Genomic DNA, 15279 nt, shown 5'->3' with positions numbered 1-15279 from the left:
TGCCTATAAGTTGTCGTCCAGATTTTTAATAAATTTTAATTTCTTCTGTAAATGATCAAAGCGAGTAGGAGTAACTACTTCTAACCGATAACGCGGATTTGCAATCCGTGATTCATGACCATAAGAGTAAGTAAAGTAATAAAGCGCTTCATTTTTTATGCTTTTTATCTTTTTATAAAATTTCTTAAATTGTATAAAAACAATTATGTCTACAAAATATAAAGCAACAATGGCAGAAACAGGCTATTTTGTAACAATTACAACAGTAGGTTGGATAGATGTTTTTACACGGTTAAAACAACGTTATGTAATTATAAACGCTTTAGATTATTGTCAGAAACAAAAAGGATTGGAGATTTACGCCTATTGTGTTATGTCCAATCATATACATATGCTATGTAAAGCAAAAGAAGGTTATTTATTATCTAATATCATGCGTGATTTTAAAAAGTATACGTCAAAACAAATAATAAAAACGTTAATAAACTATCCAGAAAGTAGAAGAGAATGGATATTAGATTATTTTAAAAAAGCCTGTAATCATTTAAAACGAGAACAAAATTATAAAGTTTGGCAAAATGGCTATCATGCAGAAATATGTAGTTCTAATACATTTATAAAACAAAAACTAGATTATATTCATAACAATCCTGTAAAAGACAAGATTGTAGCAAATCCAGAAGATTATGTGTTTAGTTCTGCAAGAAACTATGCTGGTTTAGATTATGAATTAGAGGTGCTGATTTTAACGATGTTTTAGTTTGCGTTTGTAAAGTTTGACAGCGCGGATTTGCAATCCGTGCCCATAATATTTGTAACACCGATATCGTGGATTGCAAATCTACACTATTGATATTAACGTATTACAAATTCACGCTATCTGGTTTTCAAAGTCACGGATTACAAATCCGTGCTATCAAATCCGCGCTATCGTTGCACGGATTGCAAATCCGCGCTTTCTGATTAATGAATTTGTGCTATCAAAGTCACAGATTACAAATACGCTCTATGGTTACGCGAATTGCAAATCTGCGCTATCGTTACACGGATTGCAAATCCGCGCTATCTGATTACAAATCTTCGCTATCATGCTATTAGATTGCAAATCCGCGCTAACGTGCTTCTTCATTACAGCAATTCCGTATCAATTAAAACTTCACTTTGTAAGGTTTTATGCACCGGACATTTAGAAGCAATTTCTTTTAATCTTTGTTTTTGCTTGTCATCTAGATTTCCAACAAATTTTAATTTCTTCTGTAAATGATCAAATCGAGTAGGCGTATCTACTTCTATCAGTAAATCATCACTATGCTTTTTAGAATAGGTGATATACACAAAAACTTCTTGTAAATCCCATTTTTTTCTTTGGGCATACATTTTTAAAGTCATTACTGTACAAGCCGCTAAACCAGCACTTAAATAATCGTAAGGCGATGGTCCAAAATCATCACCGCCAATAGATGCAGGTTCATCTGCTATCATATTATGGTTTTTTGTTTGAATGGTCGTGGTGAAATTATCTTCTACCACATTTAAATGTCCAACCAACTGTTCTCCTTTGGTTTCTAGCATTTCATTTTCTACAGTTTCAAAATAACGCTGTGACCAAGTACCAATCATATTTCCAGCATACATGCTGTCTTTAGAATTGCTTAATAAATGATCGGCGCCATCCAACGTGATAAAACTTTTAGGATGATGTGCATTGTGATAAATCTCTTCTGCATTTTTAATTCCGACTATAGTATCCGTTGGCGAATGCATAACCAGTATTGGTTTGCGTAGGTTTTTTACTATTGAAGGCAAATCAGTTTTATCAAAATTTTCAATAAATTCTTTATTAATAGTAAAAGGTCGACCGCCAATATGTACTTGCGCTTCTCCTTTTTCTTTTACCTCATTTATTCCATGAGAAAATAAATGCGTCACATGTTCTACAGAAGATGGTGCGCCAATAGTTGCTATTGCTTTTATATTTTCTAATTGTGCTCCAGCTGTGATAACCGCTGCACCACCAAGCGAATGCCCTACTAATAACGAAGGTGCTTTGTAGTGTAATTGCATATAATCACTCACTGCAATTAAATCGTCTACATTGGCAGAAAAATGACTCTCGGCAAATTCCCCTTCACTTTTTCCTAATCCGGTGAAATCAAATCTTAGTACTCCAAAACCATGCGTAGTTAACGCACGACTAATATTTTTCACAGCACTTAAAGTACTACTACAGGTAAAGCAATGCGCAAAAATAGCATAGTAGTTTGGTTTCTGATTTGCGGGTAATTCCAGATGTGCTTGTAAGGCTTGTCCGTTTTTATTTTCTATTTTTAGTTTTGTGCTTTTCATAAAATGGAATGTATTAGATGATAGGATGTGTTTGTTTTTTAATATGCTCCGAATACTTTTTAGAAAGCATTTCTAATTTCGGATGAATAAATTTTTTGCAAAATGGCTTTTCCGGATTTTTTAAATAGTAATTCTGAATCGCTTCACGCGACCCTTTAAATACCGAAAAAGGCAATACACGTGTTATTAATTGATGCTCAAAATCGGGCTGAAAACTTTTAATTAAATCGGAAGCTTCTTCTTTTTGTGCTTCGGAAAACGTATAAATTGCAGAACGGTATTTTTCTCGCATCGAATGATTACTCGTGCTTTTATGTGTGATTAAATGTACTTCTGTTAAGGTTTTTAAGGATATTTCTTCCGGATTAAAATGCACAATAACTGCTTCCGAAAAACTAGCATTCTCTGCTGTAGAAGCTACAAAACCTTGTTCCACTTTTTCTACACCTTTTAAAGACTGAAAAACAGCTTCGGTACACCAATGACAACCTCCTCCAAATGCTATTTTAATCATAAAAAGTTACTGGTTTTTATTTAGTTCCAAGCTAATTGTTTTCTTTCTTGCCAATATTCCGTTGGATCGACTTTAAAGGTTTTTAGCAGATTTATTTCTTCTTCCGATAAGGTAATTGTATCTACTTGAAGATTCGATTTTAATTGTTCTGTATTACTTGCACCACTTAAAATAATACTCTTTTGAATGTTTTGCTCACAAAATTTTAAAGCGATGACATCTAATCCTACTTGGTGTTTTGTTGCTAATGCTTCTAAAGTATCATATAATTTAGCGTACTCAGGATACTTAGAGTTTCTAAAGATTCTACCATTTGCAACGGCTTCTTTAATAATAATTTTCTTGTCTTGTTGTACTAGTTCCTTCGCTATGGCTTCTAAACTTTGATCTAAAATATTATAGGTAATCTGAAAACCATCAAACAGCTGTTTTCCTTCCACCGAAACATCTAATGCTTTTTTTATGACTTCCAATTGGTTGCTTCCAGTAGTTGTAATCCCAATTTGCGTGTTATATTCGTTTTTTAAAAATGCTAAATGCTTTAAAACATCGGTATTATTTAGAATACCAGTTTCTAAGGTTGCAGAATGTATTTGATATATTTTTAAATGTGGCAGAAATGCATTCGATACTTCCCATTGTTCCTTTAGCTTCTCCAAACTATGCTCTTTTACTTCATGCACTTTTGCGTTTGCATCAAAATTAGCGACATAGGTATATCCCCATTTTGTTGCTATTTGAATCGTTGGATCGTTTTTGGTTTGTAACCACTCTAATAATAAATCTTCTGCCAATCCGTAGCCAGGAGCAGTATCAAAATAACGAATTCCTAATTGGTACGCGTGCTCTAACACGTTAAAGCTATTTTGTTTAAAGGCTTCTAAATGCGGATTTACATTTTTATCCGTTCGTATATTAATGTATTGTGGTCTTCCTAATGCTGCAGTACCTAATCCTAACATGGTATTTGTTTTTAGTGTTTTAAATGCCTTCAGAATAACCTGCGGACAATTTGTGTTTTTATTTTAATTCTAGTTTTATGAACTACAAGATAACATAGAACAGCCGACTTTATTTCTTGCCCAATCCGGACGCTTGGCAAACCATTTTTCATTTTCTGGTTGCTCGTCGTATGGTTTTTTAAGGATCTGAAATAGGGTGTCTATCAATTTGTAATCGCCTTTGTTGGCATCATCAATTGCTAATTGCGACATATAATTACGAAGGACATATTTAGGATTCACCTGATTCATTTTTTCCTTTCTCGCTTCCGCGGAAATACTTTCCTTTTGTAAACGATTGGCGTAATCTGTAAACCACGTATTCCATTTTTCTTTTATATCCTCGGAAATAGTATCTGGTGTATAAAAAGCATCCTGAATAATTTGTAATCCTTCCGAAGGGTTTTCCGCAGAAAAAGCACTTAAGTTTCTAAAAAAGATAGTCATATCGGTTTCGGTTAGCTGAAGGATTTCGTCTAAACTAAAAATTAAGGAAACATCATTTTCACTTTCTAAAAACAATCCTAATTTGCTTTGCATCATGGCTACGTATTGTTCTGCAGCCTTTTCGTTATACTGATTTAAACTATTTTCTAAGCCTTCTGCTTCACCAATCAAAGGATATAGCGCATTTGCTAGTTGAAATAAATTCCATAGACCAATTTCTAACTGCGCACCAAAACGATAGCGTTTATGTTGGTTATCTGTAGTATTTGGCGTCCAATTCGCATCATAACCTTCTAACCAACCATACGGTCCGTAGTCGATGGTTAATCCAAGAATAGACATATTATCGGTGTTCATTACACCATGCACAAAACCGACACGTTGCCAATGGATAATCATTTTTAAAGTATCGTTTAAAACCGTTTCAAAAAACTGCAAATAGGTTTCTTTACTAGGTTCGCCTAAATGCGAAAAATGATGTTTTATAGTATAATCTACAAGCATTTTTAAGGTCTTGGTATCTTGTCTTGCTGCTAAAATTTGATAGCTTCCGAAGCGTAAAAAACTTGGAGCAATACGCGAAACAATAGCACCTTTTTCATAAGCAGCATTGCCATCATATAACATATCTCGCAATACCTGATCGCCAGATACACTTAAAGATAAAGCTCTGGTGGTTGGCACGCCTAAATGGTACATGGCTTCGCTACATAAATACTCCCGAACGGAAGAACGCAAAACCGCCAAGCCATCTGCAGTACGCGAATATGGGGTTGCTCCAGCACCTTTTAATTGGATTGCCCAATGTTTGTTATTGTGTGCTACTTCTGTTAAATTAATAGCGCGACCATCACCTAACTGTCCTGCCCAATTTCCAAATTGATGTCCGCCATAACACATCGCATACGGCTTGGTATTAGGTAAAATGGCATTCCCTGTAAAGACATTTAAGAAGTCTTCACTTTTAGCTTCTTCTGGAGTGATGCCTAATTCGCTAAGCATTTCTGGAGAAACATGTACGAGTTCCGGATTTGCCGTTTTTATAGGTGTCACATAAGAAAAACAAGCGTTTTCCACCTGTCTTCTGGTATTTTCCAGAATAGGATCTGCTGGTAATTCTTTATTAAATTGATCTTGTATATTCAGTTTCATTAGTTCCCTTGCTGCTTAATATGCTATTTTCGTTTTCCATTTCTCACTTTTAGCCGCAACCGATTTTATGTAGCTACAAATAGCCACGGTGGTATAGCCTTCTTTGGTGAGTTGCTCGAATGTTTTTTCGACCAAAACCTTACCAATACCTTGCCCTCTTAAGTTATATGGCACTTCCGAATGCATAAGATACATTTTATTATCTCTTATTTGGTAATCTACTTTTGCTATTTCGTCATTAATAGCTAAGGTAAAACGTTGCTTTTCTTTGTCGTGTGTAATTTCCAAAATTTCTGGTATTAGCTTGTTTATCCATTTTTGTAATTCCTCTGGTTTCGGATTTCTTAATTTCTTTTTTCCAATCGTTATCGTTGGAAAATGTCCCTTCCTGCTTTCATAAAGATTGCGCAATGTTTCCAGATGCACTTCATTTTCTGCTACATCCAAAAAATGATGCGGAAGTTTTGTTTGGTCTAACCAAGTTTTATAAAACGTTGTTTTATGACAAGCGGCTGTTCCAAATAATTTTATTTCTGGAATGTTTTTCATCCCTAGAGCGTTTTTAAAAATGCAATTGTTGCCTTTGGGTATAAATGAAAATCACTCAACACCACATTATCGTGTTTGTCAATAAAAATAAACCAAGGTGTCCCACCAGTTTGGTAGTTGGTCATGAGATTAGAATTTGATTTTCCGTCGGTACCAGCATCATGTCCGAAAGGTATTTTTAGATCGTACTTTTTCTGCGTTTCTACCATCTTTTCATAGGTATTGGCGTGAAATCCTTCAAAAACAGTCTGGACAGCCAGAAACTGAATGTTTTTATTGTCGCTTAAAGCGTCTACCATTTCCTTTAAATCTGGTAAGCCTTTACTATGGCAACCAGGACACCAACTTTGAAAACAGAATACGATTTTAAACTTTCCTTTAAAATCCGATAATTTTATTTCGCCTGTTTTGTTGCCTTCGGCATCGATCCATTTTTTTATATGGAATTCTGGAGCTTTAAATAACGGTTGTTGCTCTTTTAAATTTGCCATTTGTAAATCCTTTATATGGTTAGAACGAATAGGATCCCTTCGAGAGACTTTCAATAAAAAAGAAAACCCCTCGAATAGATATTATGGTGTAACTATTTCAGTTTCTCGCTATGCAGCTTTCTAAGCTTTGCTAGTTTTGGGTCGATTACAAAAGAGCAATAGCCAAAACCAGGATTACTTCTGTAGAAATCTTGATGCTCTTTTCCTGCTTCGTAAAAAACAGGAAAAGCACTGATTTCTGTTACAATTGTATTTTCATAAAATGGAGCAATCTCTTTAATAACTACTTCGGCAATTTCCTTTTGCTTTTCATTATGATAAAAAATAACCGAACGATATTGCGTTCCGCGATCGGCACCTTGTTGATTTAAGGTGGTAGGATCATGTGTAGTCATAAAAATGACCAAGATATCTTCATAGGAAATTACATTCGCATCAAAGGTAATTTGAATCACTTCGGCATGGCCGGTTAATCCAGAACAGATCTCGCGATAGGTTGGGTGCCCAGGAACTGTTCCGCCAGCATAACCAGAGATTACTTTTTCTACGCCTTTTACTTCCAGGAATACAGCTTCTGTACACCAAAAACAACCACCACCAATAGTGGCTAATTGTAGGTTTTTAGTTTTCATTTACGGTCCCTTTCTCTAATTGCATGGATGCAGAATTAATACAATAACGCAATCCGCTAGGTTCTGGTCCGTCTGGAAAAATATGTCCTAAATGTGCATCACAAGTATTGCACATTACTTCTACGCGAACCATACCAAAGGCAGTATCTTTTTTATACTGAATAGCATTTTCTTGTATTGGCTGTGTAAAACTTGGCCAACCAGATCCCGAAGTAAATTTAATGGTAGAGTCAAACAAAGGCGTATTGCAACAAACACAATTGTATTGTCCTTCGTCATAAATACTACAAAGCGCGCCACTATGAGGTGCTTCGGTTCCTTTTTGTCTAGTAACTCTAAATTGTTCCGGAGTAAGTAGTTCACTCCATTCGGTTTCGGTTTTTTCTACTCTTTTATCTGGAGTAGGGTTTCCATTTACGGTATAATTAATAATATGTTTCCAAGTAAGCATACTGTTATTCCTTTCTTAAATTAATAGATGTTTTAAAGATACATTTTTAGACGCTTTTTTGTTAAAAAACTTACAGCTTATTATAAAATCGGCAAACGGGACTAAAAAGACGAAAACAGTTGCTTCGGGCTTTTAAAGTAGCACCCGTTTTTGTACCTAATATGTATAATTATATCTTTTAATAATTTATATGGGATTCTGATATATATCATTGTTATACAGCTTGTTTTAAGATAGTTTTATAAAACACCTTTAAAAACAAATGTTATGAAAACAGTTTATTTAGTAATCGTTTTATTTCTAATGGTTGGTTGTTCCTCTTCTAGAATGGTAGATAGTTGGAAAAGTCAAGAATATACCAACTACAAGCCTAAAAAAGTTTTAATTGTTGGTATGACAGATAATCTTACTGCCAGAAAGCAGTTTGAAGAACAATTAACTTCGGAATTTAAAAAAAGTGGTATCGAGGCAATGAGTAGTTCTAATGTATTTGAACCATCTTTTACCAATGTAAAACAAACAGAAGACGACATTAATACCGAATTAGTAAAAATTTCTAAAGATGGGTTTGACGCTGTTTTAATTTCGGCAGTAAAAGGGGTAGATGAAAAAGAAACATATTCTGGTACGACATATAGACCTGGATATTATTGGAAACGTTTTGGCCGATATTATTACTTATATCAAGATGTTTATTTTGATGATGGGTATTATGAAAAATATAAAGTATATCATGTGGAAGCTTCTTTATATAATATAGAAGAAAATAATGACAAATCATTAGTTTGGGTCGCTTCTTATGATATTGTAGACCCAAAACAAATCAATACAACCGTTAAAGATTATGTGAAAGTTATTATGAAATCGTTAAGTGAAGAAGGTATTGTTAATATAAAATAATAAAGATTATAAAACTACTTGTTTTTAGTACTGAAAACAAGTAGTTTTTTTATGCATAAAATTACTTTTACAGAAGAACTTTGTTCGCTAGAATGTGTGTGAAATCATCTATTTATGAGTCTTGTAGCTTTTATTTGTTCCGTGTTTCGAGGATAAATAAAGGATTACATTTTGGGATCAACCAAAAAGTCGGGACAGTAAATAGGGATAATAAAAAATACAAATACTAAAAATAAAACAGCCCAAAGTACCCACATTAAAAGCGGGAAAGTAATTAATTCCCCTTTCGATTTTGGGCGTAAGGAATGTGCAATTAACCCATGAATACCTAGACTCAATAGTAAAAAATCAAGTGTAGAAATGATAATTAAAAAACTTTTGGTATGGGATTCTTTTGTTATAAAAAGGTAAATTCCTAATGCAACTGCTAGTATAATAACGATTCTAAATATTCTTCTGGACATCTTATTAAATGTTTTAGTGGTTAATTTTTATAAATGGAATATGCCATAATTTTTGGCGTTAAAACTTATCACAGGAATCTTACCATAAGATTCCATTTTTTTAACTAAATCTCTATGGAATACGTGTGCGGATAGCATTTGGTTTTCTCGTTCTAGCATGCCAATTAGATCGGCATTGGAATTACCAAAGTATGTTTTAAGGGTCTTAAATACATCGTCTGCATATAAAATATCAAGTGTTACGTCTGTATATTTAATTTTTTCATGAATTTTATCTTCTAGTTCTTTCTTTTCGGCTATGTTTAATTTTTCATTTAAAGGAAAAACATGAACAAGCTTGATTTTAGCATGAAGAGGTTCTGCAATTTCTACCAGCTTATTAATGGCACCCAAGTCTTCTTCTTCAAAATCTGTGGCATATACAATGGTATTAATTTTAGTATGACTTGCATCTTCTGGAATAGTGAGTACTGGGCAAGGTGAATCTTTAAGAAGGTTTTTAGCAGTGCTACCCATAATGATTTCCTTTATAGCACTAACACCTTTCATTCCTGTAATAATAAAAAAAGCATCCAACTCAGTCGCTTTTTTTGTAATGCCGTGGACTATAGATTTATCTTCAATAGCTTCCACCTTTATGTGCATTTTATCTAAATCGGAACCTAAATGTTCTTCACAAAACGCATTAAGTTTTGAAATGTGTTTTTTAATAGCATCACCTTCCAAGTCTGGAAATGGATCTTCTGCTTTTAAACTAAAATGATCTAACAAGGTTGGATAATCAAAAACATGAATCACTTTTAATGTCGCTCGCAGGGCTTTACTTAGCGAATACGCATATTTTAAAGCAGGAACAGAATTTTCTGAATAATCAGTAGCATATAATATCGTTTTCATTTTTGCATCGGTTTTTTTATAGACACCTAAATTACAGACTATTAACTTGGGAGTAAATGACTTTCGTCAGTATGGTGCTTTTAAAACAAAAAACCGAAGCAAATAGCCTCGGTTTTTTGATTCACAAGATCCTATTGAAGTTTTTTCTTCCATTATTTAATGGATTTGAAAAAAGAATCAATGAGTACTTTAGGGGATTTATCATGTTTTGTAATTTTAGGTATTACCAAATCAATATTTAATAATTGATAGACTGCAGTTTGCGCAGCTCTAACAGAATATTCCACTGTAAATACAACATCATCTTTAAGTTCTACAAACTGGCTTACAAATGCTAGATTTTTGGAGCTTTCAGGAACCGGTTTTGGTCTGTCGTTGTAAGCACGTGGCATAAACATAGAAGTGATATATGGCATTCTGCATGGTACGCAAACTGCGTCTTCAAAGACACTATCATCAAAATTAAAATGTCCCGCTAACTCTTTAAGTATGTCTTGCCCATTACTTTCAATCATTGTTTTTGGTATAAAATCACCAACACGGTTTCCATGTAAGGCATAACCCCAAAGAATATAGACATCATCTGGTTGATCAATAAAATGAGGTTGATTATAAAGTACAACAGACATTAACCAATTAGAATCTTTGAAGGTTACCAGTCCTCCAGTTCCAGCTTTATTACCGGTCATTTTTTCTATTTTATCAAAAAATTCAGAGGATTTAAAAGTTACTGTAAACGATTCCCAAAAAGACTCAGGAATACTGCTGTTAAATGATGCAGGATTTCCAAAGTCAGGTCTTCCTTTTGCAAGTTTTTCCCAAAGCGTCCAACCTTTACTATCTGCTTTTGTTTTTTTAATAGGAGGATGGTCCATAGAACCAATACTTGAAGCATCCACCATAGAGCCATTTTGGAAAATAACAATATCGTCAGGGTTAACTGCAACTTGTTTAGTGCCATTTTTGTTAATTACTGTAAGTGAAGTAACAGTAACTTTTCCATCGATATCTTCCACGTTTATATCGTCTACAGTAGTAGCTAATTCAAAATGAACTCCTTTACCTTGAAGCCAAGCAATTAGAGGGAGTACTAAAGAGTCGTACTGATTATAAATAGTTCTTTTAACACCACCAAGTGTGTTGATTCTTGGAAATTCATTCATGAAACGGTGTAAATAACGCTTAAACTCTACGGCACTATGCCAAGGTTCAAAAGCAAATGTTGTTTGCCACATATACCAGAAGTTTGTTTTAAAAAAACCAGGAGATAACCAATCGGTGATTTTTGAGGTGCCTAATTTTTCTTCTGAAGCTTCAAGAAGTTTAACAAATTCTAATCTATCATGCATATCAAAACCCATGGTAGAAGTGTCTACAATATGACAGTTTTTATCTACTAAACGACCTTGAGAGTGTGCGATGTGTTTTTTATTAAAGGCAATTGTTTCGTCTTTTACAGACATACCTTTATTGTTAATGGATGGGATGTCTTTAAACAAACCCCAAAAACATTCATAAGCATCTGTGGTAAGCATTCTGCCACCACGAAGGGAATAACTGCCATCTTCAAGACGTGCACCATCTAAGCAACCTCCTAGTGTTGGTAGTTTTTCGAAAACAGTAATTTGATTTCCTGAAATTCCGCCATCACGAATCATAAATACAGCTGCAGATAGGGAGCCAAGTCCGCCACCTAAACAATATGCTTTAAAATTTTTAGTTCTCATATTTTTAATTTTTTTATATTAAATATTGTGTGTTCTACAAAATTAGAGTTGGCAATGGTTTACAGAAATGATATAGGTCAGTGGTCTTATTCTTTTAAAATTGAAGAGATATATTATTTGCGAAATTTTACCGATCTGGTGTTTCATAGTTTTAAACTGACCAAAGTCATTTCTTTGGGAGAATTTCATCTTTATCTTTATACTTTAAATAATACTAGTTATGAATGATTATAGAATCAGACCCAAAGACAACTTTATTCATGAAGCAACTTGGACACAGTTATATGCGCTTACCGAGCACTGGAAATCGGATATGCAATTTTATAAAGGCGATTTAAATTTCCTGCATCATCTTATTGATAAATACTTCTTATATCTATCCAAAAAAGAGAATATAGATTTGGTGCTTGAAATGGAAGTAAACCTGCTTCAAGTGGAAAAACAATGTAATTCATTAGTAGATCGTATTAATAAACATTTTCATCATTTAGCGGAGTTGGTAGATGATCCTTTTACATATGTTTCCGATAAATTTAGAACGGAACACGAACAATTGGAAGATGATCTTTCACAATTTGTAAAAGACTACCGGAAAAACAGAAAAGAAATTTTTGCAATTACAGAACACATGATTGGAGGAGAAGAATTGATTAAGCAACTTAATGTTTTACATCCATAGATTATTTACGTTTTAATCATTAAAAAATATGCATAATGAAAGACTTACACAATATTCTTACAGAAATTACACAGTTAACCAATAAAATTGAAACCAATTACCCGGAACTTTATCGGTCTCTTGATGAAAATCCATTAACCTTGCCTGTTAGTGAAAGTCCACATATGGATAAAAAAGTAATGGCAGAATATCTAGAAGGTTTAAAGCAATTATTAGGTCATTATGTGGAGGAAGAAAAAATTAAAAAGCAATAGATTTTAATATTCAAATTATGGGAGAAATTGCGACATCAAAAAGACAAATAACCGTATACTATAATTCAAAGTCGGATATAGCAAAACAAACCTTAGCCTATGCTAAAGCAGATGGTTTTAAGGTGCAGGAAATAGATGTGTTAAAAACTAAAATTACAGGAACGCAACTGGTAGAACTTGCAGAAAGATTACACCTAGAAGTCGCAGATCTTATTAACCAGGACAGTCCAGCGTATGCTTCTGTTTTTGAACATCATAATCTATCTACAGACGACTGGATAAAAATGATACAACACAACCCTGAAATTATGAAGCAGCCAATAGCTTTAAGAGGAGACACAACTATTTTGGTGGAGACACCTACAGATATTCTTAAAATATAAATAAACCCGATTTTAATTTTGTCTCAATACTGACCAAGGTCATTTCAAAGACTATATAAAAAGGTAACCTTTGTGATACTAATTATAAATAATAAACAATCATGGAAAAAGAAATTTTATACAACTCCAACATGCATTTCGAACACGAACAATGGAAAGGCGAATTAGCATTTTGGAAAGGCGAATTAGTATTCTTTAATAATAGATTAAGTGAATTGGTAACACGTTGGACAAACAAAGATGTGCTAGCACAATTAGAGCATTATCAAAATGAATTTATTCTTCATGGTGGTGTTATTGAAGATTTACAAGAAACCATAGAAAAACATGAAGAGCGTATTGCAGGACAAAGCATAGAAGGCGAAGACGCAATAGATGTGCAATTAGCAAAACAGCATGTAGAATTTAGAAATAAAATGGAAACACAACGTGAGATTTACGCAGATCTTAAAAAAGAATTTTTCAGATTTTTAGAAAAATATATGTAATATTAAATGCAATGGTATCAGGAAATTAGTGAGCTCGTAGGGTCTTATATGCTAGGAGTTCTAATCAGTTTAGGGATAGGTCTTATACTTGGTCTAGAAAGAGAGTACGACAAACTCAAGGAAGACAAAGGTATAGCAGGTATAAGAACTTTCCCTATTGTTACCATTCTTGGATTCTCATTAGGTAATCTTACCGAAATATTTACGCCTTGGCTATTAATTATCAGTTTGGGCACTTTTATTCTCTTTTTGGCATTTAATACCTATTCTCAAAAACAAGACATACTTGGTCAAGACCTAACCACCAATTTAGCCTTAATAGCAACCTTTGTTTTAGGAGTTATGGTTTCGGTAGCATATTACCGAGATGCCGTAGCAACTGCTGTAATTATAGTTACTTTATTATCTCTAAAAACGAGGTTTCGTTCTGTAATTCAAAATATTACTTCCGAAGAGCTTTTCGCTTTCATAAAATTCGTAATCATAGCCTTATTAATTCTTCCTTTTCTACCCAACAAAACCTATGGTCCAGATAATCTATTAAATCCATTCGAAATTGGATCCATTATCGTTATTGTTTCTTTCTTAAATTTTATAGGTTACTTTCTTGTCAAATTTATTGGCTCGAAAAAAGGAATTATACTAACGGCAATCCTTGGCGGACTTATCTCAAGCACAGCAGTAGCGTGGAATTATGCATCCAGTAGTAAAGAATCTCCAGAGCTTTCCAAAAAGTATAGTGCAGGAATCATAGTAGCATCTGCCATTATGTTTCCTAGATTGGCCTTGCTAGCATACATTTTTAACAGTAATATATTAATCCATTTAGCAATACCCTTTGGTATATTAACTTGCATTTGCGTGGCAGCAACGTTGTTTTTAATGCGAAAAGACGATGCTATACCTGACACCAATATTAAATTAGGCAATCCATTAAACATCTTGAATGCCATAAAATTCGGAGCAGTATATGTCATTATTCTTTTCGCCGTTTTTTATAGCAATCAGTTTTTTGGCGAAAGTGGTTTGTATTATTCCGCATTAATTGCAGGTCTGGCAGATACCGATGCCATTACCATTAGCATGTCTAAATTCTCTTTAGATGGCGAAAAATTAAATCTCGCAGCTTCCGTAATTATTGCGGCGACCATTAGTAATATGCTAGTAAAATTGGGTATCACTGCATTTAAAGGTTCCAAAGCAGCAGGTAAACTTGTTGGCTATGCTTTTGGAAGCGTAATTTTAGTTGGTATCCTTTACATTTTTATTATTCGTAGCTAATTGTATTTTTCTGTTTTTAAAAGTTGGGCGTGACCACAAGGGTCAGGCTTTACGCTACAATTCCTCGCATCTCCTGCGTCGAGCTGCGGGATTTTCACTGCAATCCTTCACGCAAATTCGCAAAACAAAATACCCTTCAAAAAAATAGATTCTTTTTTATCATGCTGATGTAGGTCAGTGTTCATATGCTTCTATACCAGTAGTTTTACACTAGAAATGAAGACAGTGGTTTTATCAATTTTCTGTCCAATAAATTACAAGACAATGAAAAAATTAAACGCACAAGAAGCAAAAGAAATTGGAGATACTCTTGGTATTCCATGGACAGATGTACCATTAGATGAATTCACAAAAGGAATAAATGTAGAATTCGAGCACGGTTCAAGATACCCAGAAACGAATGTTACCAACGACGATAAAAACATCACTGGAAAAATAGCATGGGCGCATTTAAAAGAGTTTCCAGATTACTATACACGCTTAGAAAAAATGGAAAATGAAGCGGAAGAATTTTGGAACAAAAAGGAGTAAACTGATTTAAATCAGTTTGCTAGCGCTGACGTAGGTCAGTGTGTCTCTCCTCATAACAATATAATTTTGAAGTGTAAACAGATATCAAAAAT

19 protein-coding genes are annotated in these 15279 nt (G+C 33.8%); 8 read left to right on the top strand and 11 right to left on the bottom strand.

Annotated features, from left to right (window positions below; translation table 11 throughout):
* Positions 1-205 precede the first annotated feature (205 nt).
* Positions 206-760, top strand: a complete 555-nt coding sequence (locus AMD28_RS07190; protein WP_055443476.1) for an REP-associated tyrosine transposase — start codon at positions 206-208, stop codon at positions 758-760.
* Positions 761-1128: 368 nt separating this feature from the next.
* Here AMD28_RS07190 and AMD28_RS07185 read toward each other — a convergent pair whose 3' ends face one another.
* The 8 genes from AMD28_RS07185 to msrB all read right to left on the bottom strand — a co-directional run bounded on the left by AMD28_RS07185 (position 1129) and on the right by msrB (position 7583).
* On the bottom strand, positions 1129-2346 hold the full coding sequence (locus tag AMD28_RS07185; RefSeq protein ID WP_055443475.1) for a bifunctional alpha/beta hydrolase/OsmC family protein: 1218 nt from the start codon (positions 2344-2346) through the stop codon (positions 1129-1131).
* A gap of 13 nt (positions 2347-2359) precedes the next feature.
* Positions 2360-2860, bottom strand: a complete 501-nt coding sequence (locus tag AMD28_RS07180; protein ID WP_055443474.1) for a peptide-methionine (S)-S-oxide reductase — start codon at positions 2858-2860, stop codon at positions 2360-2362.
* Positions 2861-2880: 20 nt separating this feature from the next.
* Positions 2881-3822: an aldo/keto reductase gene (locus AMD28_RS07175; protein ID WP_055443473.1), complete on the bottom strand. Its 942-nt coding sequence runs from the start codon at positions 3820-3822 to the stop codon at positions 2881-2883.
* 75 nt (positions 3823-3897) lie between these two features.
* Entirely contained in the window at positions 3898-5460 is a 1563-nt protein-coding gene (locus tag AMD28_RS07170) for a protein adenylyltransferase SelO (protein WP_055443472.1), read from the bottom strand.
* Positions 5461-5475: 15 nt separating this feature from the next.
* Positions 5476-6009 (bottom strand): N-acetyltransferase, encoded by a 534-nt coding sequence (locus AMD28_RS18865; RefSeq protein WP_241492453.1) that lies wholly within the window; start codon positions 6007-6009, stop codon positions 5476-5478.
* Between the two features lie 2 nt (positions 6010-6011).
* A complete protein-coding gene (locus AMD28_RS07155) occupies positions 6012-6500 on the bottom strand; it encodes a peroxiredoxin family protein (protein WP_055443471.1) in 489 nt (162 codons plus the stop codon).
* Positions 6501-6592: 92 nt separating this feature from the next.
* Positions 6593-7132: a peptide-methionine (S)-S-oxide reductase MsrA gene (gene msrA, locus AMD28_RS07150; RefSeq protein WP_055443470.1), complete on the bottom strand. Its 540-nt coding sequence runs from the start codon at positions 7130-7132 to the stop codon at positions 6593-6595.
* Positions 7122-7583 carry a peptide-methionine (R)-S-oxide reductase MsrB gene (msrB, locus tag AMD28_RS07145; RefSeq protein WP_055443469.1) on the bottom strand — a complete coding sequence of 154 codons (462 nt, stop codon included), beginning with the start codon at positions 7581-7583 and terminating at the stop codon, positions 7122-7124. Before msrB ends, msrA begins: the two co-directional genes overlap by 11 nt.
* Positions 7584-7850: 267 nt before the next feature.
* Here msrB and AMD28_RS07140 point away from each other — a divergent pair, with 267 nt between their 5' ends.
* Positions 7851-8483, top strand: a complete 633-nt coding sequence (locus tag AMD28_RS07140; protein ID WP_055443468.1) for a hypothetical protein — start codon at positions 7851-7853, stop codon at positions 8481-8483.
* A gap of 164 nt (positions 8484-8647) precedes the next feature.
* Here the strand turns inward: AMD28_RS07140 and AMD28_RS07135 are convergent, their stop codons facing one another.
* The 3 genes from AMD28_RS07135 to AMD28_RS07125 form a co-directional block, all read right to left on the bottom strand.
* A complete protein-coding gene (locus AMD28_RS07135) occupies positions 8648-8947 on the bottom strand; it encodes a hypothetical protein (protein ID WP_055443467.1) in 300 nt (99 codons plus the stop codon).
* A gap of 27 nt (positions 8948-8974) precedes the next feature.
* Positions 8975-9844, bottom strand: a complete 870-nt coding sequence (locus AMD28_RS07130; protein WP_055443466.1) for a universal stress protein — start codon at positions 9842-9844, stop codon at positions 8975-8977.
* A gap of 152 nt (positions 9845-9996) precedes the next feature.
* Entirely contained in the window at positions 9997-11571 is a 1575-nt protein-coding gene (locus AMD28_RS07125; protein WP_055443465.1) for an oleate hydratase, read from the bottom strand.
* 220 nt (positions 11572-11791) lie between these two features.
* On the opposite strand from AMD28_RS07125, the gene AMD28_RS07120 reads away from it, so the two are divergent.
* The 6 genes from AMD28_RS07120 to AMD28_RS07095 all read left to right on the top strand — a co-directional run bounded on the left by AMD28_RS07120 (position 11792) and on the right by AMD28_RS07095 (position 15187).
* Positions 11792-12250: a hypothetical protein gene (locus AMD28_RS07120; RefSeq protein ID WP_055443464.1), complete on the top strand. Its 459-nt coding sequence runs from the start codon at positions 11792-11794 to the stop codon at positions 12248-12250.
* Positions 12251-12285: 35 nt separating this feature from the next.
* Complete coding sequence (locus AMD28_RS07115; protein ID WP_055443463.1) at positions 12286-12504, top strand: hypothetical protein; 219 nt, start codon at positions 12286-12288, stop codon at positions 12502-12504.
* Between the two features lie 17 nt (positions 12505-12521).
* Positions 12522-12887 (top strand): arsenate reductase family protein, encoded by a 366-nt coding sequence (locus tag AMD28_RS07110; RefSeq protein ID WP_055443462.1) that lies wholly within the window; start codon positions 12522-12524, stop codon positions 12885-12887.
* Between the two features lie 101 nt (positions 12888-12988).
* On the top strand, positions 12989-13375 hold the full coding sequence (locus tag AMD28_RS07105) for a hypothetical protein (protein WP_055443461.1): 387 nt from the start codon (positions 12989-12991) through the stop codon (positions 13373-13375).
* A 6-nt stretch (positions 13376-13381) separates the two neighbouring features.
* Positions 13382-14656, top strand: coding sequence for an MgtC/SapB family protein (locus AMD28_RS07100; protein WP_055443460.1), 1275 nt, complete (start codon positions 13382-13384; stop codon positions 14654-14656).
* Between the two features lie 264 nt (positions 14657-14920).
* Positions 14921-15187, top strand: a complete 267-nt coding sequence (locus AMD28_RS07095) for a DUF5661 family protein (RefSeq protein ID WP_055443459.1) — start codon at positions 14921-14923, stop codon at positions 15185-15187.
* Positions 15188-15279 lie beyond the last annotated feature (92 nt).

Source organism: Lacinutrix himadriensis, assembly GCF_001418105.1.
Taxonomy (GTDB): Bacteria; Bacteroidota; Bacteroidia; order Flavobacteriales; family Flavobacteriaceae; genus Oceanihabitans; species Oceanihabitans himadriense.
This window is presented reverse-complemented; position numbering and strand designations above follow the sequence as displayed.